The sequence below is a fragment of the Kribbella antibiotica genome, assembly GCF_004349055.1.
In the GTDB taxonomy this organism is placed as follows: domain Bacteria; phylum Actinomycetota; class Actinomycetes; order Propionibacteriales; family Kribbellaceae; genus Kribbella; species Kribbella antibiotica.
Genome location: NZ_SMKX01000001.1, coordinates 151,374 through 170,262 on the forward strand (window position 1 = coordinate 151,374; position 18,889 = coordinate 170,262).

The window sequence follows — 18,889 nt, forward strand, 5'->3', positions numbered from 1 at the left end:
AAAACGCTCATGCCGACTTGTCCGCGCGGCTCAGTTTCTCCGAACGACTCAGCCGGGCGGTGGCGAAGACGTGGCTCGCACGCGGCTCGTACCACTCGATCTCGTGCGCGGCGTCGATCGCCGACTCGATCGCGCCCTCGATCCAGGCAGGCTTCGAAGAGCAGTGCTCACCGGCGAAGAAGAGCCCGCGCTGCGGCCGGGTCGCCTCCCGCCGCTCGGCCTCGCGGAGGGCGGCTTCCTGCCCCCAGCGGATCGTGGCCGCACCCGAGGACCAGCGGTGCGAACCCCAGGCCCGGCCCGCCATCCCCAGGATCATGCCCGGGCGGCGCAGTTCGGGATGCATCTCGCTCAGTTCCCTGGCAATGACCGCGTTCCGTTCCGCATCGCTCAGCCGGCTGAGCTCGTCGGCGTCCGGCCCGATGCTGTAGCTGGCCAGCAGCACCGCACCGTGCGCCGGATCGCCGTCAGCGGGCGGGTAGTAGGTCTGGCGCACGTGCCCGCCGGTGAAGGAGGCGCCGCCGGTGATCCCGTCCTTCTCCCAGAAGGCCTCTCGGCAGTGGAAGGCGACCTTCGTCGCCGGCCAGTACTCCGTCTTGTGGACGATGTCCAGCTTGTCGTCGTCGAAGCCGGTCAGCCGCATCTTCCTGAGCACGGTGAACGGAACGGTGCAGACCACGTAGTCGCAGGTCTTGCTGAAGGTCCTGATGCCCTGGCGCACCCGCAGATGGACCGCGTCGTCCCGTACGTCGATCGCCACCACCTCCTGGGCGGTGGTGATCTTTCCCCGGATCCGCGAGGCGAGCCGCCGCGGCAGCGCGTCCATCCCGTTCCGCAGCCGCACGATGGTGGAGCTGGTCTCGTCCAGCACGTCGTCCAGGAAACGCTCCAGGCGGGGCGGGCAGAACGACCGCACCTGGGGATGGTCGGCGAAGAAGGCGTGCAGGTCGATCCGGTTCCCCTCGGCGCCGCAGCGGTACGGCGTCAGGTCGATGTGGTCGACGAGGGCGAGCAACTGCACGTCGATCTCGTTGTGCACGCCGTTGTAGAACTGCCGGGGGGCGATGGCCCTGATGCTGGCATCCAGCCAGGCGCCGAACAGCAGGGTGTTCGGCCGGTACTGCCGGTTCGGCAGCCCGGCGGCGAACTCCTTGACCAGGGTCTCGTGGGCGTCGCGGACCCGGAGGTACCCCGACGCGGTGGGCAGGTAGGCGGCATCGTCGGAGAACAGGGTCCGGAACTCGCGGACCTGGTTCTGCAGGCCGAGTTCGGCGATGTAGTGCATGGTCAACCGGTGGCCGGCCGGGATCCGCATCGCACCGAGCTCGGCGAACGGGCCGATGGAGCCGTCGCGGCCGGGAAAGCGATGGGTCCGGATCCGGCCGCCGATATCGCGACTCGCTTCGATCACCTCGACCTCGTGCCCGAGGCGCTCCAGCTCATAGGCCGCCACCAGACCGGCGATGCCGGCACCGATGACGGTGATCTTCTTCGGTCCACCGGTGGCGCCGATCATCTCGTCGATTCCCCGCGAGGTTGCGGTCACAGGTTTTCCTCCAGTGCGCGATGTCCGAGGGCGGGGGCCAGGTCCTGGATGAACCCGGCCGAGGTGCGTGCCGGGATCGCTTGCGTCCATTGTTTGCTCCGTGAGAGCGCGTTCATATCGCGCGGCGGACCCCGGCACGGATGGTTTGACCGGTGCTCCGCCGAGGCGATCGGGGAGCTTGACGGCGCCATCCTGCGCGAACGCGCGGGGTTTGCCGCGCGTGCGGGTCCGGGCCGCGGAGTGCGGCAATGCTGGCGGGCGTGGCTGGACCGCTGGACCCACTGAGACCACCACGGAGGCGACGTTGACGCGAGTGTTGATCGCAACCACACCGGCACCTGGACACATCGTCGGGGTGCTCGAGGTCGCCCGTGAACTGGTCCGTCGCGGCCATCAGGTGCGCTGGTACACCGGCCGCGCGTTCCAGCGGCAGGTGGAGCAGACCGGGGCGCAGTTCGAACCGATGAGCGCCGACCTCGATTTCGGCGGCAGGAGCCGGGAGGAGGCCTTCCCCGACCATGCCGGCCTGACCGGACTGCCCAGTTTCAAGATCGGTGTCAGGGACATCTTCTACCGGACCGCACCAGGCCAGCTGGACGACCTGATGGCAGTGCTCGAAAGGTTTCCGGCCGACTGCCTTCTCGCCGACGACATGTGTTACGGAGCGTGTTTCGCCAGCGAACGCACCGGGATCCCGCTGGCCTGGCTGAGCAACTCGATCTACATCCTCGGCAGCAAGGACACCGGGCCGCTCGGTTTAGGGCTCCCGCCGAGCTCGTCGCCGTTCCGGCGGATCCGCAATGCGTTGCTCAGGTTCGCCGGAGACAAGGTGTCGATGCGGGATCTGCGCCAGGAGGCCGACCGGGTCCGGGCCCAGGTGAACCTGCCGCGGCTGACGACTAGGGCGATGGAGAACATCGCGCGCCCGCCCAGCCTCTACCTGGTGGGCACCGTGCCGTCCTTCGAGTTCCCGCGCACCGACCTGTTGCCGGGAACCCACTTCGTCGGTGGGCTGTTCGCACTCCCGCCCGAGGACTTCGATCCGCCTGGCTGGTGGGACGAGCTGCAGGACGGCCGGCCCGTGGTAGTGATCACCCAGGGCACTACCGCGAACGACGTCGACCGGCTGCTCGTCCCCGCCGTCCGGGCCTTGGCCGAACAAGACCTCCTGGTGGTGGTCACCACCGGGAGCGACCTGGACGTCGACCGGCTGCGGCCGCTGCCGGCCAATGTCCGGCTGGAGCGGTTCGTTCCGTACCACCACCTGATGCCGCACGTGAACGTGATGGTGACCAACGGGGGCTACAACGGCGTCACCGCGGCCCTGGCCCAGGGCGTCCCGCTGGTCGTCGCACCGGCCACGGAGGAGAACCCCGACGTCGCGGCGCGGATCGAGTTCGCCGGGGCGGGGGTGGTCGTCAAGAAGCGGGCCGTGTCGGAAGCCAGTCTGCGGGACGCGGTGACCGCCGTACTGACCGAAGAGCGTTACCGGCAGCGAGCACGCACGCTGGCGGCCGAGCACCAGGAGTCCGACGCCCCGCGCCGGGCCGCCGAGCTGATCGAGTCCCTGGCCGCTTCCACCGGCCAGATTTCCACCGGAGGGGTCACCCGATGAACGTCACGACACCAACCGAACTGCAGAACACCGGCCCGCTGGAAGCGCCGTGGGCGAGCATGCCGATCGACCCGGGGCCGTTCGACGCCATGCCCGACCTGCTGGCGGCGGCGAAGGTGGCGCCGGTGATCCGGATCCCGTACCTCGAGCACCACGCCTATGTCGTCTGCGACCCGGAGCTGGTGCGGACCGCCCTCACCCACCCCAAACTGCTCAAGGACATCACCCTGGTGCCCGAGTGGATGCGCAAGCCGGGCCTGATGGTCGGCTCGCAGCCGCCGCCGGAGTACGCCCGCGCGATGATCATGGCCGATGGTGAGAACCACGCGCGGATCCGGCGGATCCACGCGCCGGTGCTGAGCCCTCGCAACACCGAGCGATGGGGCGAGCGGGTCAGCGTCAAGGTCGACGGCTTCCTGGAGGAGCTGGGGCAGATCCAGGCGGATCAGGTCAATGTGGTCACGGACTTCACGCACCGGATCCCGCTCGCGTTCATCTCCGAGATGCTCGGCCTGCCGCTGGAGGCGGAGCGGGAACTGCGCGCCATCACCGACGTGATGCTCTACTCCGCCGACTATCCGGCTCGCACGGAGGCGGTCGGGGCGCTGTTCGGTGCGGTGCAGGGCTGGGTGCAGAACCCGGAGCCGCTGCGCGACGGCGTGATCACGGGTCTGCTGGCGGCCGAAGGAGACACGGTCACCGAGGGCGAGGTCGTCGTCTGGACGGTGGGCATGATCATCACCGGCTACGAGACGACCGGCAGCCTGATTTCCGCGGCGCTGTACGAGGCGCTGCGGCGACCGCCGGAGGAGCGACCGCAGGACGAAGAGGGCATCAAGGAGTGGATCGAGGAGACCCTCCGGGTGCATCCGCCGTTCCCACACCCGACCTGGCGGTTTGCTATCGAGGACATCGACCTCGGCGGCTACTCGATCCCGAAGGGCTCCGCGTTGCAGGTCAGCATCGCGGCGGCGAACCGGGGACCGGAGGAGGGCGCCGACAGCTTCGAGGCGGCGCGGAAGGGTGCTGGACACCTCACCTTCGGACTCGGCACGCACTACTGCATCGGCGCGTCACTGGTCCGGCTGGAGGCACAGATCGCGGTGCGCGGATTCCTGTACCGCTTCCCGCAGGCGCGGCTGGCCAGCGAAGCCGCGGTCGAATGGGAGTCGGAGTGGATGATCCGCCGGCTGGCAGTCCTCCCCGCCACCCTGACCTGATGACTCGCTGATGAAAGCCCTCGTACTTGCCGGCGGCTCCGGCTCGCGGCTCCGGCCGATCACCCACACCTCGGCGAAGCAGCTCGTCCCGGTCGCCAACAAACCAGTGCTGTTCTATGGTCTCGAGTCGATCGCCGCGGCGGGGATCCAGGAGGTCGGCATCGTGGTCGGCGACCGGGCCGCCGAGATCGAGGCCGCGGTCGGCGACGGCTCGCGGTTCGGCCTGGAAGTCACCTATCTCGTCCAGGACGCACCGCTGGGCCTGGCCCATGCCCTGCTGATCGCCCGGGACTACCTCGGCGAGGACGACTTCGTGATGTACCTCGGCGACAACTTCATCGTCGGCGGGATCAGCGAACTCGTGCAGCGCTTCCGCGACGACCGTCCGGACGCCCAGATCATGATGACCCAGGTGTCCGACCCGCGGGCGTTCGGCGTGGTCGAGCTCGATGCCGGTGGCCGGGTGATCGGCCTCGAGGAGAAGCCGGAGCATCCGAAGAGCGACCTCGCGCTGGTCGGCGTCTACCTGTTCACCGCCCGGGTGCACGACGTGGTGACCGGGCTCAAACCGTCGTCGCGGGGCGAGCTGGAGATCACCGACGCGATTCAGAAGCTGATCGACGCAGACTGCCGGGTGAGTTCGGTCGTCGTGTCCGGGTACTGGAAGGACACCGGCAACGTCGCCGACATGCTGGAGGTCAACCGGCTCGTTCTGGACGGCATGGCCGCCGACTGCTCCGGTGAGGTCCACGCCAGTGAGCTGGTCGGCCGGGTGGTGATCGAGAAAGGTGCCGTCGTCACCGGGTCGCGGATCGTCGGCCCGGTGGTGATCGCGGCCGGCTCGGTGATCCGCGACTCCTACATCGGTCCGTTCACCTCCATCGACAGGAACTGCGCGGTGATCGACTCCGAGGTCGAGTACTCCATCCTGCTGGGTGGCGCCGCCATCTCCGGAGTACGGCGAATCGAGCGTTCGCTGATCGGACGTGAGGTCGAGGTGACCTCGACACCCGAGATCCTGCGGGCCCTCCGTCTTGTCCTCGGCGACCACAGCTTGGTGCACATCGCTTCGTGAGCATTCTCGTCAGGGGGTGCTGGGCTTGAACCGAACCAGAGCCAGGGCTGTCCGGGACCGGATGCCGAGCTTGCGGTAGATCTGCCGCAAGTGGAACCCGACCGTGTGTGGGGAGATGAACAGGCGGCTGGCGGCCTGCTGGTTGGTGAGCCCGCTGGCCACCAGTTCTGCCACCTTCCGTTCGGTCTTGGTGAGGCTGTCCCAGCCGGAGGCCGGGCGCTTCGCGTGCGTCCAGTGCCGGCGCCGCACACCGAGCCGGCGCAGGTGGGCCCGTACCCGGGCGGCATCCCGCTCGCCGCCGAGCGCGGCGTACGCGCTCATCGCACCGTCCAGCTCGCTGATCGCGGTCTTGTGATCACCCCGGGTGAGCAGGAGACCGGCATGGTCCTCGGCGGCGGTGGCCCGGGCCCACGGGTTCCGGTGCAGCCGGCCTGCCTCAGCCAAAGTCTCCAGGTCTCCCTCGGCGAGCGCGCGGGCATGCATGGCCGCGGCTAGCACCGCGGGAACCTGCTGGTTGTGGTTGCGGAGGTACTCCGTTGTATCGATGACCGTTCGGGCGACATCCGGCCGGTCCGCCGCGAGCGCGCAGCGGACGAACCAGGGCGCGGCGGCCGGATCCTCCAGCACGAGTTCGCGGAGCGCGCCGTCGTCCACGCCGATCTCGGCCAGCACCGCGATCGCCGCGGGGGAGTCGGCTTGGGCCTCGGTCAGCTGTGCTTTCAGCAGCAGGTGGGAGGCCCACCAGGGACTTGACGAATGATAATGCGGGAAGTTCTTCTCCAGGGTCTTGAGGTGATCGCCGGCCAAGGGGAGCGCGCCCCGGCGCAGGGCGATCTGGGCCAGCACGAGCCAGGCCTGCGGAGCGAGCATCGGTACGCAGGGTCCATCCGTACCCGCCCCGATGCGCGCCGCCTTCTCTGCCTCGTCGAGGTGTCCCTGGGCGAGATGCAACGGCGCTCGGAGAACGGCCGGTACGGCGTCGGCCAGAGTGCGCACCTCCGCGGTGGCCGTCTGGACGAAGCTTTGGACGACCGCCTCGGCCTCCTCGTATTCGTCGGTCCTGGTCAGCGCGAAGGCCAGGAACCAGCGCGGATCGAGGAGTTGTACGTCCTCGCCCCAGCGGTCGAGCGCGACGGCCTCACGCAAGGTCGCCACCGAGTCGCCGACCCGGCCGTCATGCCACTGACCGAGCGCCTGGAAGGTCATCGCGCCGACCTGCACGGCCTGGGTGTGATAGTCGGGTGCTCTGAGAATCTTCTGTGCTTGTTCGACCGCAGTGTTGTCGCCGGTCAGGTAAGAGGTGGCGAGATGGGTGATCACGGCCTCGCCGCGGCGCTCGAAACAACCCTCCTGGGTGGCCAACGCCGCTCCAGCCGCCTGGCGGGCCAGCTGTATGTCTCCCAGCAGCAGCAGTGCGGTCGACATCGACGCTTGTAGCTCGGCGATGTCGTCGGCGAACGCAGTCTGCCCCGGGGGGGTTTGCTGCGCGGACTCCTCGATCGTGTCCGTCGCCAGGGCGATGGCCCGGTCCAGCTTGCCCGCTCTGGTGAACGCCTCGACCGCGATCTTCGCCAGGCGCACGTAGTCGGCCTGCCCCGGGGGTAGCAGCGCCAGACACCGGGTCGCCAGCGACGCCGCGGTGGACGGATCCGTGGCCAGCAGCCGTTGGGCTCCTTCGGCGATGAGGCGCAGCTCCTCCGTGTTGCCAGGCTTGACGATGTGCACCAGCTGCAAGGCGACCCGTTCGAGGCCGTCGGGACGTGACAGCAGGATCTCCGCGGCCTGCCGGCGAAGCAGCGCGCACACCGGAGGCGGCACGGAGTCGAGCAGCACCCGCCAGATCGGCTCACTGCGGAACGCGAGGTCGTGCTCGCCACACACCAGAAGTCGTCGGCTGACCGCTTCGTCCACGGCGGCCAGCAGACCGACAGGTCCTTCACCCAGTAGCGCCGACAGGTCCTCCGGTGCGCACGGTGATCCGAGCACCGCTGCCAGTCTGAGCGCTGTCATGGTGGGGGCGGACAGTGACCGGAGATCTTCCTGCATCAGGGTGGAAAAGCGTTTGGGTACCGGCGGAGGTGTGCAGACATCGAGCCCGGCGGGGGCGGCGCTGTGTGAGTCGGGTTGTAACCGCGAGGTGCCGTCGACAGTACAGATGTCGCCGTCCGTCATGAGTTCCTGGACCAGGTCGATGACTGCACGCGGTGTGCCGTTGAGGCTATCTGCCAGGGCAAGCAGTGCTGGACTGGGGACGGCTCCCGTGAGGTCGGCGACCAGTTGCGCCAACGCGTCACCCGAGAGCGGCTCCAGGTCCCGCAGGGGTTCCACCGGAACTCGGCCCCGGAGCTTGCCGAGCGAGGTCTTCAACGATTCGTTCTGCCCGGTATCGCGGTCAGAAGTGAAGGCGAGCAGCCAGAGGATCGGGCGATCGCTGGATGCCACGATGAGGTCACACAACTCCGCTAGTGAGCTGCAGCTCGCCAGTTGCAGATCGTCGAGCGCGACCATGGTGGGGAGGCGTTTCGCGTCCTTGCCCAGCCAGGTCCGGGTCTCCCCGATCTCGGCCGGGACGCCGCTGGCGACCGCGAAGCCTTTCCTTTCGGCGATGGCGGCCGCTTCCATCAGCAGACGGGTCTTGCCGATGCCGGGCGCCCCCTCCACCAGGAGGACTTTGCTCCGCTGAGTGGGTGTAACGCCGTACAGCAGCATGCTCATCTGAGCGAGCTGCACTTCTCGGCCGCGGACCGGCGGCATCGATCGCACGTTGGAATCCATCACGAACCCGGACTTCGGGATGCAGTGGCGGTCAGGCGGGGCGAGCAAGGCATGGCGGGCCTCCGATTTGAACGCGCAGTAGCTGGAGAATCGCAAGGTGTCATGCGATGGTTGACAATTTCAACGAAAATCCGTCGAAACAAGGGTTGCCAACAGGTGTAGAGCGTCATAGACGTTGGGCTTTGGCGATTGCTCCACGGGCGGTCACGCGCTCGTCGCCAGTCGGCAATCTCGGCGTGTTATTGCGGTTTACCGGGGAGCCCGGAAGAACTCCCACCTCAGAGTGTTCTTGTTCACCTTCCGGTGTTTCCTGCCGTGACCGGCACCACGTCCGTGCCCTGGGCAAATGCTTGGGCGGCACCGGCGGTCCAGACGGCCCTCGCAAGTTGCTGCCGCACATCGGACGCGACGTACAGATGGTCCTGCACCCGGTAGGTTCCGACTATGTTTCTGCGGCGGCCCGCGCCAGACTCGACGGTCGCTTGACAGACACTGACCCGATCACCGGTCACGAGGTGACATCGGTGATCGTCGGATGGGCTTGGCCACCCTGAGCCTTGATTCCTGCCGGATCAGTTGCGATATGAGTTGCCGAGGCCTGAGCCAGGCCCGATAGTCCGATTGCCAGGGCGGTGGCCGAAGCGACGGTAACAATGCCGATCCGCCTCGATCGTGGGATGGATACCACGAGGAGTCCCTTCCACTGCGGTTGTCCTCACGTCGACTCGACCGGCCGCCTCACAGTGCAGTGCCGTCGAGCCAGAAACCTCTTACCACTTGATTACCAGTTTAGTACAGCCGATCCTGAGGCGTATTCCACTGACTCGTCAAGAGATTTGGGCAAATGAGATCGAGATGACAACGAATCGTTGACCACTTCTATTCCAACTCGACCTGGCCCTGCTGCGCCAGCGTCTGGCTGCGAGGCCCGGACAGCAGGCTGGAGATCGTCACCTCGTGCAGCGCGGTGACGAAGACGAGCAGTCAGCCACCCAGCAGCACTGGCGCCACCGGGCGGCAGACGCACTTGTGCTGTTGCCGACCCCGGCGGCCGCGCTCATCAGTCCGGTCGCCGCATGGCGTCACCGCACTGGCGCCCACGGTCACCGCGCTGCTGGAAAGCGCGATCGCGGATACAGCCGCCGGGTATCCTGCTTGTCATGCGGCGGATGCTGGTCACGGGCGGGGCAGGCTTCATCGGTTCGAACTTCGTCCACGACACGGTGCGGCGCTTCCCGGACGTCGCGGTGACGGTGCTCGACGCGCTCACCTACGCCGGCAGCCGGCGTAACCTCGACCAGGTGTCGGACCAGGTCACCTTCGTCCACGGCGACATCTGCGACGCGGCCTTGGTTGACGGCCTGGTCCGCGACACCGACGTACTCGTGCACTTCGCCGCCGAGTCACACGTCGACAACTCGCTGAACGACCCGTCGCCGTTCATCCAGACCAATATCGTGGGCACCTTCACCCTGATCGAGGCCGTACGCCGCCACGACAAGCGCCTGCACCACATCTCGACCGACGAGGTCTTCGGCGACCTCCCGCTGGACTCGGTCGAACAGTTCACCGAGCAAACGGCGTACGACCCTTCCAGCCCATACTCCGCGAGCAAGGCAAGCTCTGACATGCTCGTCCGCGCTTGGGTCCGCTCGTACGGCGTACAGGCCACGATCTCCAACTGTGCCAACAACTACGGCCCTTACCAGCACGTCGAGAAGCTGATCCCGCGCCAGATCACCAACGTCCTGCTCGACGACAAACCCAAGCTCTACGGCGCCGGCGACAACGTCCGCGAATGGACCCACGTCACCGACCACAACGACGCAGTCCACCGCATCATCACAGCCGGCCAAATCGGCGAGACCTACCTGATCGGCTCCGGCGACGAACGCAGCAACAGACAGATCATCGAACAACTCCTGACCCTGATGGACCAGGAACCGACGGCCTACGACCACGTCCCCGACCGCCCCGGCCACGACCTCCGCTACTCCAACAACACCACCAAGCTCCGCACCGACCTGGGCTGGCAACCGACATACGACTTCGCAGCAGGCCTGGCAGCCACCATCACCTGGTACCGCGAAAACCCGACCTGGTGGAAGCCCGCGAAATCCCAGACCGAAGCCAGGTACAAACTCCTCGGCCGCTGACCTCGGTGTGCGTTACACCGATTGCACGAGCGGCAGGCCGTCCGGGGTGCAGGGACTGGAGCCGACCCACTCGAACGTCCGGCGGCCGCCGAGGCCAATGCTGGACAACGCGGTCGCCGAGTCCTTCTTCGCGACCGTGAAACCGAGCTGATCCAGCGCCACACCCAGCCGACCTACAAAGGCGTCACCAGCGCGATCTTCAACTACATCGAAGGCTGGTACAACCGCCGCCGACGCCACTCCACCCTCGGCTATCTCAGCCCCACCAGCTACGAATCATTCCACGCCACCACCCATCAACAGGTAGCGTGAACCACCCTCACATCAACCCTGTCCGTCGAACCGGGTCGACCCCATTCCGAAGGGTGCCGAACGACTCCTTCAGGATGCCGCCCTCCAGATACTCGTGGGACGGCCGGGCCGTGAAGGATCGAGGAAAGAAACGCAGGAGCGTGCGGGAGCGACGGGCGTCGTGGCAGTCGCAGCACAGCGTCGAGTTCTGGAGTACGTGAAGGGCCACCGGCTTGAAGGGGCATGGTGGCTGTCGATGCTCGGGCAGCTGCGCGCACAGGGCGACCTCATCAGCGAGGCCGGCGTGCGCTCGTGGATCGGCCGGCTTCGCAGGTCAGACGGGCTGCCGAAGGCGCCGTACGTGGGCAGCGGGCTGATGATGGTCGACGAGCTCGGCCAGCCATTGCGTCCGCAGTACTACTCAGACCTGTTTGAGCAGCTGACGAAGGAAGCCGGGCTGCCGCCGATCACAGACGTCCATCACCGAGCAGTACCAGCACGCGTTCCATGACGCGCTGCGCTCTGCGGGCGCGCAGCTCGGACAGGCCCTGCACAGTGGATTGTGAGATGTCTGTGATACGCCGCAGGGGCTCGCAGACCTTAGCGGTGACCGGCTAAGCGGGCGGACTGTTGGGTGTACATGAAGAAACCCCAGGTCAGGAGCCTTTCCAGGCTCCCTCTCTGGGGTTTCTTACCTCGGGTGAGTAACGGGACTTGAACCCGCGGCCACCTGGACCACAACCAGGTGCTCTACCAGCTGAGCTATACCCACCATCGCCACTCTTTACTGCAGCAGCGGAGCAATCATAGCGATGATGGACGGGAAGCAAAAATCGGGGGTTCAGACGCCGGGGGGCGGGGTGCTGACGGCGGTGGCTGCGGCTCTTGCGGTCTCGGAATCGGGGCCGGGCTGGGTGACGAAAACGGTCTGCCGGTAGTAGCGGAGTTCGGAGATGCTTTCGCGGATGTCGGCCAGGGCGCGGTGGTTGCCGGTTTTGGCGGGGGTGGCGTAGTAGACGCGCGGATACCAGCGGCGGACGAGCTCCTTGATGGAGCTGACGTCGACGTTGCGGTAGTGCAGGTGGGACTCGACGCGGGGCATGTCGCGGACCAGGAAGGTGCGGTCGGTGCCGACGGAGTTGCCGGCCAGGGCGGCCTTGCGGGGCTCCTTGACGTAGCCGGCGATGAAGTCGAGGACCTGCTGTTCGGCGTCGGCCAGCTCGATGCCTTGGTCGAGTTCGGCGAGCAGGCCGGACTCGGTGTGCATGTTGCGGACGAAGTCGCCCATCTGCTCCAGTGCGGCGGCCGGTGGCTTGATCACCAGGTCGATTCCGTCACCGAGCACATTCAGTTCGTAGTCGGTGACGAGCACCGCAACCTCGATCGTGGCGTCTGCCGCCAGGTCGAGGCCGGTCATCTCGCAGTCGATCCACACCAGCCGGTCATTCATGGGCACTCACCTTACGGCCGACCGTGGACACTCTGACGACCGGCTGGCCGCAGACGGGTTGTTTCAGTTCGGTACGGCGCCCCCGCGCCTACGTACTGTTGCTGCTCCGGCGACAATCCGGGACCATTCACCGGGGGAGGAGGTGCGGGACTGGTGGAATCTGTGCCAAGGGAATCTGGGACGGGGACGGTGGAGCGGCCGCGGCTGACCGCGTTGCTCGACGAAGGCGTGCAGCGACGGCTGCTGACTGTCGTTGCGGATGCAGGTTTCGGCAAGTCGACCTTGCTGTCTGCCTGGGCGGCCGGGCGCACCTGTGCCTGGCACACCGTGCGAGCCGAGGATGCGTCGCTGGCTGGCATGGTTGCGCGCCTGGTGGACGCACTGCGCACTCAGGTCCCAGCGCTCGCCGCTATCCCGGCAGAGCTTCAGAGTCCCCGCGGCCCGGACGCAGACGCCGAGCAGGAGACCAGAGCGCTCGCGTACGCCGCCCTGCTGGCAGATGCCCTGAGCGAGAACCTCGACGAGGACCTGGTTCTGGTGCTCGACGATCTGCACGAGCTGGGCCCAGAGGCGCCGGCCACTCGACTGATCGAGGGTCTGGTCCGCATTGCCCCGGCCAATGTGCACCTGGTCGTTGCCTCGCGCACCTCAATGCCGTTCGGGATCGACCGGCTCCGCGGCCGTGGGCAGGTCCTGGAGATCGACGCTACCGCTCTGGCCTTCACAGTTCCCGAAACCCTCGCCGTACTGGAGAAGGTGCTTGGTGAAGGTACCGAGGACCTCGCGGAGTCGTTGCAGCTGGCGGTGCAGGGCTGGCCGGCCGCCGTACGGCTTGCTGTTGAGGCGCTGCGGACAGCGCCCCCGGCAGAGCGTGCTGGTCGGCTGCGGCGGGCCCTGCGATCGGACGGGCCGCTGTACGACTACCTGGCTGAGGAGGTCTTCGCTGCAGAGCCTCCCTCCGTACGGCGCTTGGTCGCGGCCGTGGCTGTGCTTCCGCGGTTCGGAACCGAGCTCTGTCAGGCGATCGGCCTCACCGACAACCCGGACACCCTGCACCAGTTGCGCACCCGAGGACTGCTGGTCTCGGCCGGCGAGGCGGACGGCTACGAACTCAATCCACTCGTCAAGAACTTCGCCAACGACAGGTTGGTTGTCGACGAGCAGGACCAGGCGGAGCTGACTCTGCAAGCAGGTAAGTGGTTTGAGTCGGTGGGTGAGCACCGTGATGCACTGGCCTGCTATCAGTCGGTGGACCCAGCCAGAGTCGCGCAGATGCTCACTGAGACAGGCCATGCGATGGTCGCTGGCGGGATGGCCGAGGTAGTGGTCGCAGCGGTCGCCGCACTGCCGACAGAGCTACGTGACGCAGCCATGGACCAGCTGGAAGGCGAAGCACGCCAAGTGCTCGGCGACTGGCAAGGTGCGGTCGAGTGTTTTGACCGCATCATCGATCCGGACGGCGAGATCCCAGTAGGCGTGGCTTGGCGGCTCGGCCTGATCCACCATCTGCGCGGACAGACCGATGTGGCGATCGCGACGTACCGGCGTGGTCGCATTGATGGGCAGCAGCCGTCAGACGAGGCACTGCTGCAAGCGTGGTGGGCGGGTGCGCACTGGCTGCGTGGTGAGTTCGAGGAGTGCCGGGCGCTCGTCGGCTCGGCGTATCAGACCGCCAAGCTGGCTGGTGACGACAGGGCGCTGGCGATCTCGCACACCGTGCTGGCGATGCTGGCCGCGGTCGACAGCGACCCGAGCGGCAACTCTTCGCACTACCTGCATGCGCTGGAACACGCAGAGCGCGCTGGTGATCTCCTGCAGTCGATCCGGATCCGGGTGAACCGCTCGTCGCACCACATCGTCGAGGGCGACTACGAGCTCGGTCTGCAGCAGCTCGACATCGCACTGGAGCTTGCGGACCGCGCGGGCTTCGCAGTGTTCCGTGCGCTGGCCCTGAACAACCGTGGCGAGGCGCTGCTGCGACTGGGCCGGTTGGACGAGGCCATCGGTGAGCTGGAGGCGTCCCGCTCGCTCTACCAGAAGCTGGACTCCAAACGCGTCGCGCAACCGCTCTCGGTGCTGGGCGAGGTCTACCGCCAGCGTGGCGACCGCGCGATGGCCAGGGCCTGCTTCGAGGAAGCCATCGCGATCAGTGAGGCGACCAAGGACATGCAGTCGCTGGTCCCGTCGCTGGCCGGCCTGGCGAGAGTGCTGGCAGTGGAGGAGCCGCGGCGCGCTGCGGAGCTGGCCGAGATGGCACGGCAGGCCGTTGCCTATGGCCCGGTCCTCGGTCTCTCCGGTGCACTGGTCGCGCTGGGCTGGGTCACGCTGCATGCGGGCAACAACGCCGAGGCTGCGGCCAGTGCGGAGGAGGCTGCGGCGCTCTGTCGCAAGCGTCGCGACCGCGCCGGTCTGGCCGACGCACTCGAGCTGTACGCCGAGGCTGGTGGCGGATCGGTCCTCCACGAGGTGCTGAACATCCGCAGCGAGCTAGGCGACCAGTTGGGCGAGGCTCGGGCCGAGCTGATGCTCGCGCAGCGCACCACCGGCGTCGAGGGCCGCGAGCTGGCCATGCGAGCCCACCAGCGCTTCCTGGCAGCCGGTGCGACCCGCTATGCGGCCGCGGCGCTGGCCACCAGCGACCAGACCGGTCCTCCTGCGGTGAAAGTGGAGTGCCTCGGTGGCTTCCGTGTCCTGCGTGGCGGGAAGGCGATCCAGCTGGGGGAGTGGCCATCGAAGAAGGCACGGGACCTGCTCAAGATCCTGGTGGCTCGCCGATGCCGCCCAGTTGCCCGCGTGCAGCTCCTGGACCTGCTCTGGCCGGATCAGGACGAGTCCGTGGCGTCACCGCGCCTATCGGTGGCGCTGTCGACTGTGCGCTCAGTTCTCGACCCAGAGAAGAAGTACCCGCCGGACCGCTTCATCGGCGCCGACCGGGCGACCATCTGGCTCGACGGTGACCAGACTGCTGTCGACGTCGAGCAGTTCCTGCACAACGCCCGGGAAGGGCTCAACACGAGCGACCTGCGACTCCTCCGGTCGGCGGAGGCGGCGTACAGCGGTGACTTCCTTGAAGAGGACGTGTACGCCGACTGGGCGGCCGGCATGCGTGAGGAGGCCCGGGCACTCTATGTCCGGGTGGCACGGGTCCTGGCCGAGCGGGGACGTCGGGACCCGGATGCGACGGCTGGGTACCTGCTGCGGATCCTCCAGCGCGACCAGTACGACGAGCGCGCCCACCTGGGCCTGGTCTCGGCGTTCCAGGCGAGCGGTGCGCACGGTGAGGCACGCCGGGCCTACCGCACGTACGTCCAGCGGATGGGTGAGTTAGAGGTCGAGCCGGCTCCCTACCCGGCCGTTCCAGCGCGACTTTAAGACTGGCTGAAGATTCGCCAGCACCATCTGCTCATGGCAGCGCCGGTGCACAAACCAGAGGTGGTCCGTGACTTCGACCCGGCCGGCCATACCGGTCGTGACTACCGCACGGTGCCCGGAGGAACGGTCCGGGCGGCTTTGGCCGGTGTGGTGGTGCACGTGGATGGTGACCAGGTCGTGCTCGAGTCGAACGCGATCTGGCACCTCTACCGGCGGCTGTCCGAACCAACGGTCAGCCAGGGGGAGACCGTGGAAACAGGCGAACTGCTCGGGTGCGCCGCCGAATCCTCGCTGCACTACGAGGAGCGGGTCGCGCCGTACCAGGCCGGCGACCATCGCAAGCCCCAGTTCGACCTGCACACCAACGCCCGTATGCGGGTGGTGGCGCCGGGTGAGTCGGCCGTGGAGGGAGCTGCCGAGCCGCCCGGCGCTACCGTGATCACGTGATCGCGGCCCCTTTCAGCACTGCCCGCCTGCGCCTGCTCCCGCTCGAACCTCGGTACGCCGAGCAGATGGCCGCCGTACTGGCTGATCCGGCGCTCTATGCGTTCACAGGTGGTGAGCCGCCGACGGTGGAGGCGCTACAGGCTCGGTACGAGCGTCAGGTCGCCGGACCGGCCAAATCTGACGAGCACAGGATCGACGAGCACTGGCTCAACTGGGTGATCCAGGTTGGTGACGAGCTCATCGGCTATGTGCAGAGCACAGTGACCGGTAGGACGGCGGAGATCGCCTGGGTGATCGGCACTGCCTGGCAGGGCCACGGCTACGCCAAGGAGGCGGCTGTCGGGTTGGCCGACCGGCTCAGGGCTCAGGACCTGCGGGTGATCGCCCACATCCACCCTGATCATGGAGCGTCAACTGCTGTCGCAGCAGCCGTCGGGCTCACTCGCACCGACGAGATGGACGACGGCGAGCACCTCTGGGCATAGAAAAAGGCCCGGTCACCGAAGTGACCGGGCCTTCTCTAAGTCATTCAGACCGGGCGAACGTTCTCCGCCTGCGGGCCCTTCTGGCCCTGGGTCAGGTCGAACTCGACCTTCTGGTTCTCGTCGAGGCTACGGAAGCCGTCGGTCGCGATCGCCGAGTAGTGCACGAACACGTCCGCGCCGCCGCCGTCCGGGGAGATGAAGCCGAAGCCCTTTTCGCCGTTGAACCACTTCACTGTACCGCTGGCCATGATGTACCGCTTTCTAAAGAAATTGTTGTGTTGGTTGCGGTAAACCCGGCCGATAAACAAGAAAACGCCCGAGCGGATCACAAATCCGCGGGCGTCAATGAACGATCGAGGAACTGCAAGAACTGCAACCGGTGACAACACTAGCACAGGGCGCCGGTCCGCAACCGGCGAATCACGAGAACCTTCGTCGTTGAGTGTGACCTTGACCTCACTCCCTGCTCGGCCTACTGTATGCGGTATACAAAGCCAGTTCGGAGGGTGAGGTCGATGAATACTGCCCGGTTCGCGGTCAACTGCTCGATCCTGTTCACCGAGCTGCCGCTGCTCGAGCGTCCCGCTGCGGCGAAGGCGGCTGGATTCGAGGCGGTCGAGTTCTGGTGGCCGTTCGACTCGCATCTGCCTGGTGATGCCGAGGTCGACGCCTTCGAGCGGGCGATCACGGACGCTGGTGTCCAGCTCATCGGGCTGAATTTCGCGGCCGGCGACCTGCCGGCCGGTGATCGCGGTCTGCTGTCGTCACCCTCCACGGCTCGCGAGTTTCGCGACAACATCCCGGTTGTACTCGGGATCGGGGAGCGGCTCGGCTGCCGCGCGTTCAATGCGCTCTACGGCAACCGTGTCGACGGCGTGAGTGCCGAGGAGCAGGACGAGCTCGCCGCCGAGAACCTTGCGCTGGCTGCAACTGCCGCCGGGGCGCTGGGCGGCGTCGTACTAATCGAGCCGGTCAGTGGTGTCGATCGCTACCCGCTCAAGACCGCAGCCGACGCGGTCGCAGTCGTCGATCGGGTTCGGCAGCAGTCCGGTGCGATCGGCCTGCTGCTCGACATCTATCACCTGACCGTCAACGGGGACGACGTGAGTGCGGCGATTTCGACGTACGCGGACCGGATCGCGCACGTCCAGCTCGCCGATGCGCCCGGCCGGAACGAACCCGGCACCGGGAAGATCCCGGTCGACCAGTACCTCGCCGAGCTCGCCACCGCGGGCTACGCCGGCTGGATCGCACTGGAGTACAAGCCGTCCGGCAGTACTGCCGAAAGCTTCGCCTGGATCCGCTGATCCAGCTGCCCCACCGGTCCCGCTCGATTGGAGCTGGTATGCCCCGAATGACCGCTGCCCGCGCTGCCGTGGAGATCCTCCGCCACGAAGGCACCACCCATCTGTTGGTTACTGCGTCCGGGCCGAGGGAGTGATGACGATGAAGGTTGCGGTTCTCGGCGCCGGGGCGATCGGCGCGTACGTCGGTGCTGCGTTGTACCGAGGTGGGACCGAGGTGCACCTGATCGCCCGCGGTGCGCATCTGGAGGCGATTCGGCGGGACGGCGTACGGGTGTTGAGTCCGCGCGGCGACTTCGAGGCGCGGACCCCGGCGACGGATGATCCGGCTGAGGTCGGACCGGTCGACTATGTGTTCCTTGGGCTGAAGGCCAACTCGTATGCGTCGGCCGGCCCGTTGATCGAGCCGTTGCTGCATGCTGACACGGTCGTCATCGCAGCGCAGAACGGGATTCCGTGGTGGTACTTCCACGGGCTGAAGGGTCCGTACGAAGGTCGCCGGGTCGAGTCGGTGGACCCGGGCGGTTCGGTGACGCGGGTGCTCGATCTGGACCGGGCGGTCGGGTGCGTCGTCTACTGCTCGACCGAGCTCGAAGGGCCTGGTCTCGTCCGGCATCTGGAGGGGACGCGGTTCTCGATCGGGGAGCCGGGAGGGGGAGTCTCCGATCGGTGTACGGCGTTCAGCGACGCGATGATCGCGGGCGGGCTGAAGTGTCCGGTCGAGGACGACATCCGCAAGGACATCTGGATCAAGCTGCTCGGGAACGCGGCGTTCAACCCGATCAGCGCGCTCGCCCGGGCGACCATGGTCGAGATCGCGACCCATCAGGGGACACGGGCGATGATCCGCTTGATGATGGAGGAGTCGCTGGAGATCGCCGCCGCGGTCGGCTGCCGGCCGGACATCTCGGTCGACAAGCGCATCGACGGCGCCGAGCGAGTAGGCGGACACAAGACGTCGATGCTCCAGGACCTCGAGAAAGACAAACCCCTGGAGCTGGACGTCATCCTCGCCGCCGTAGTCGAGCTGGCCGACCTGACTAGTACGCCTGCCCCGACCTTGCGCGCCGTACATGCCGTCGCTGATCTCCTCTCCACCAAAATCGGCACCGGACCGGTCCTGGCCCCTGTCTCTTATACACCTCTGACGCTGCCG

Annotated in this window: 14 protein-coding genes, 1 tRNA gene and 1 pseudogene; 11 read left to right on the forward strand and 5 right to left on the reverse strand. The window is 67.1% G+C overall.

Going from position 1 to position 18,889, the window contains the following annotated elements; all coding sequences use genetic code 11:
* Positions 1-7 precede the first annotated feature (7 nt).
* Complete coding sequence (locus tag E1263_RS00625; protein ID WP_202868648.1) at positions 8-1,543, reverse strand: flavin monoamine oxidase family protein; 1,536 nt, start codon at positions 1,541-1,543, stop codon at positions 8-10.
* A 313-nt stretch (positions 1,544-1,856) separates the two neighbouring features.
* Between E1263_RS00625 and E1263_RS00630 the strand changes: the two genes are divergently transcribed.
* The 3 genes from E1263_RS00630 to E1263_RS00640 are packed head-to-tail and all read left to right on the forward strand — an operon-like array spanning position 1,857 to position 5,453.
* Positions 1,857-3,158 carry a glycosyltransferase gene (locus E1263_RS00630; protein ID WP_132164182.1) on the forward strand — a complete coding sequence of 434 codons (1,302 nt, stop codon included), beginning with the start codon at positions 1,857-1,859 and terminating at the stop codon, positions 3,156-3,158.
* On the forward strand, positions 3,155-4,378 hold the full coding sequence (locus E1263_RS00635) for a cytochrome P450 (RefSeq protein WP_132164146.1): 1,224 nt from the start codon (positions 3,155-3,157) through the stop codon (positions 4,376-4,378). Before E1263_RS00630 ends, E1263_RS00635 begins: the two co-directional genes overlap by 4 nt.
* A gap of 10 nt (positions 4,379-4,388) precedes the next feature.
* Entirely contained in the window at positions 4,389-5,453 is a 1,065-nt protein-coding gene (locus E1263_RS00640) for a glucose-1-phosphate thymidylyltransferase (RefSeq protein ID WP_132164148.1), read from the forward strand.
* 9 nt (positions 5,454-5,462) lie between these two features.
* Here the strand turns inward: E1263_RS00640 and E1263_RS00645 are convergent, their stop codons facing one another.
* Positions 5,463-8,207: a LuxR family transcriptional regulator gene (locus tag E1263_RS00645; RefSeq protein WP_238161011.1), complete on the reverse strand. Its 2,745-nt coding sequence runs from the start codon at positions 8,205-8,207 to the stop codon at positions 5,463-5,465.
* Positions 8,208-9,388: 1,181 nt separating this feature from the next.
* Here E1263_RS00645 and rfbB point away from each other — a divergent pair.
* The 3 genes and pseudogenes from rfbB (at position 9,389) to E1263_RS00660 (ending at position 11,186) form a co-directional block, all read left to right on the forward strand.
* Positions 9,389-10,384, forward strand: coding sequence for a dTDP-glucose 4,6-dehydratase (gene rfbB, locus E1263_RS00650; RefSeq protein ID WP_202868651.1), 996 nt, complete (start codon positions 9,389-9,391; stop codon positions 10,382-10,384).
* 77 nt (positions 10,385-10,461) lie between these two features.
* A pseudogene (locus E1263_RS44250) lies at positions 10,462-10,696 on the forward strand (integrase core domain-containing protein); the annotation flags it as partial.
* Between the two features lie 160 nt (positions 10,697-10,856).
* Positions 10,857-11,186, forward strand: a complete 330-nt coding sequence (locus tag E1263_RS00660) for a hypothetical protein (protein ID WP_132164152.1) — start codon at positions 10,857-10,859, stop codon at positions 11,184-11,186.
* A 188-nt stretch (positions 11,187-11,374) separates the two neighbouring features.
* On the opposite strand, the gene E1263_RS00665 is transcribed toward E1263_RS00660, so the two are convergent.
* Both E1263_RS00665 and orn read right to left on the reverse strand, forming a co-directional pair.
* A tRNA-His gene (locus E1263_RS00665) sits at positions 11,375-11,447 on the reverse strand.
* 69 nt (positions 11,448-11,516) lie between these two features.
* On the reverse strand, positions 11,517-12,125 hold the full coding sequence (orn, locus tag E1263_RS00670; protein WP_132164154.1) for an oligoribonuclease: 609 nt from the start codon (positions 12,123-12,125) through the stop codon (positions 11,517-11,519).
* Positions 12,126-12,287: 162 nt separating this feature from the next.
* Between orn and E1263_RS00675 the strand changes: the two genes are divergently transcribed.
* From E1263_RS00675 to E1263_RS00685, 3 genes are read left to right on the forward strand one after another with little or no spacing between them, the layout of a single operon-like run.
* Positions 12,288-15,497 carry a tetratricopeptide repeat protein gene (locus E1263_RS00675; protein ID WP_238161009.1) on the forward strand — a complete coding sequence of 1,070 codons (3,210 nt, stop codon included), beginning with the start codon at positions 12,288-12,290 and terminating at the stop codon, positions 15,495-15,497.
* A gap of 33 nt (positions 15,498-15,530) precedes the next feature.
* On the forward strand, positions 15,531-15,944 hold the full coding sequence (locus E1263_RS00680; RefSeq protein WP_132164158.1) for a M23 family metallopeptidase: 414 nt from the start codon (positions 15,531-15,533) through the stop codon (positions 15,942-15,944).
* Positions 15,941-16,429, forward strand: coding sequence for a GNAT family N-acetyltransferase (locus E1263_RS00685; protein ID WP_132164160.1), 489 nt, complete (start codon positions 15,941-15,943; stop codon positions 16,427-16,429). The genes E1263_RS00680 and E1263_RS00685 overlap by 4 nt, the downstream gene beginning before the upstream one ends.
* 44 nt (positions 16,430-16,473) lie before the next feature.
* Here the strand turns inward: E1263_RS00685 and E1263_RS00690 are convergent, their stop codons facing one another.
* Positions 16,474-16,677, reverse strand: coding sequence for a cold-shock protein (locus tag E1263_RS00690; RefSeq protein WP_132164162.1), 204 nt, complete (start codon positions 16,675-16,677; stop codon positions 16,474-16,476).
* Positions 16,678-16,944: 267 nt separating this feature from the next.
* Between E1263_RS00690 and E1263_RS00695 the strand changes: the two genes are divergently transcribed.
* Both E1263_RS00695 and E1263_RS00700 read left to right on the forward strand, forming a co-directional pair.
* A complete protein-coding gene (locus E1263_RS00695; RefSeq protein WP_132164164.1) occupies positions 16,945-17,736 on the forward strand; it encodes a hydroxypyruvate isomerase family protein in 792 nt (263 codons plus the stop codon).
* Positions 17,737-17,869: 133 nt separating this feature from the next.
* Positions 17,870-18,889 (forward strand): 2-dehydropantoate 2-reductase (locus tag E1263_RS00700; RefSeq protein WP_238161010.1); only part of this gene is annotated, 1,020 nt, incomplete at its 3' end.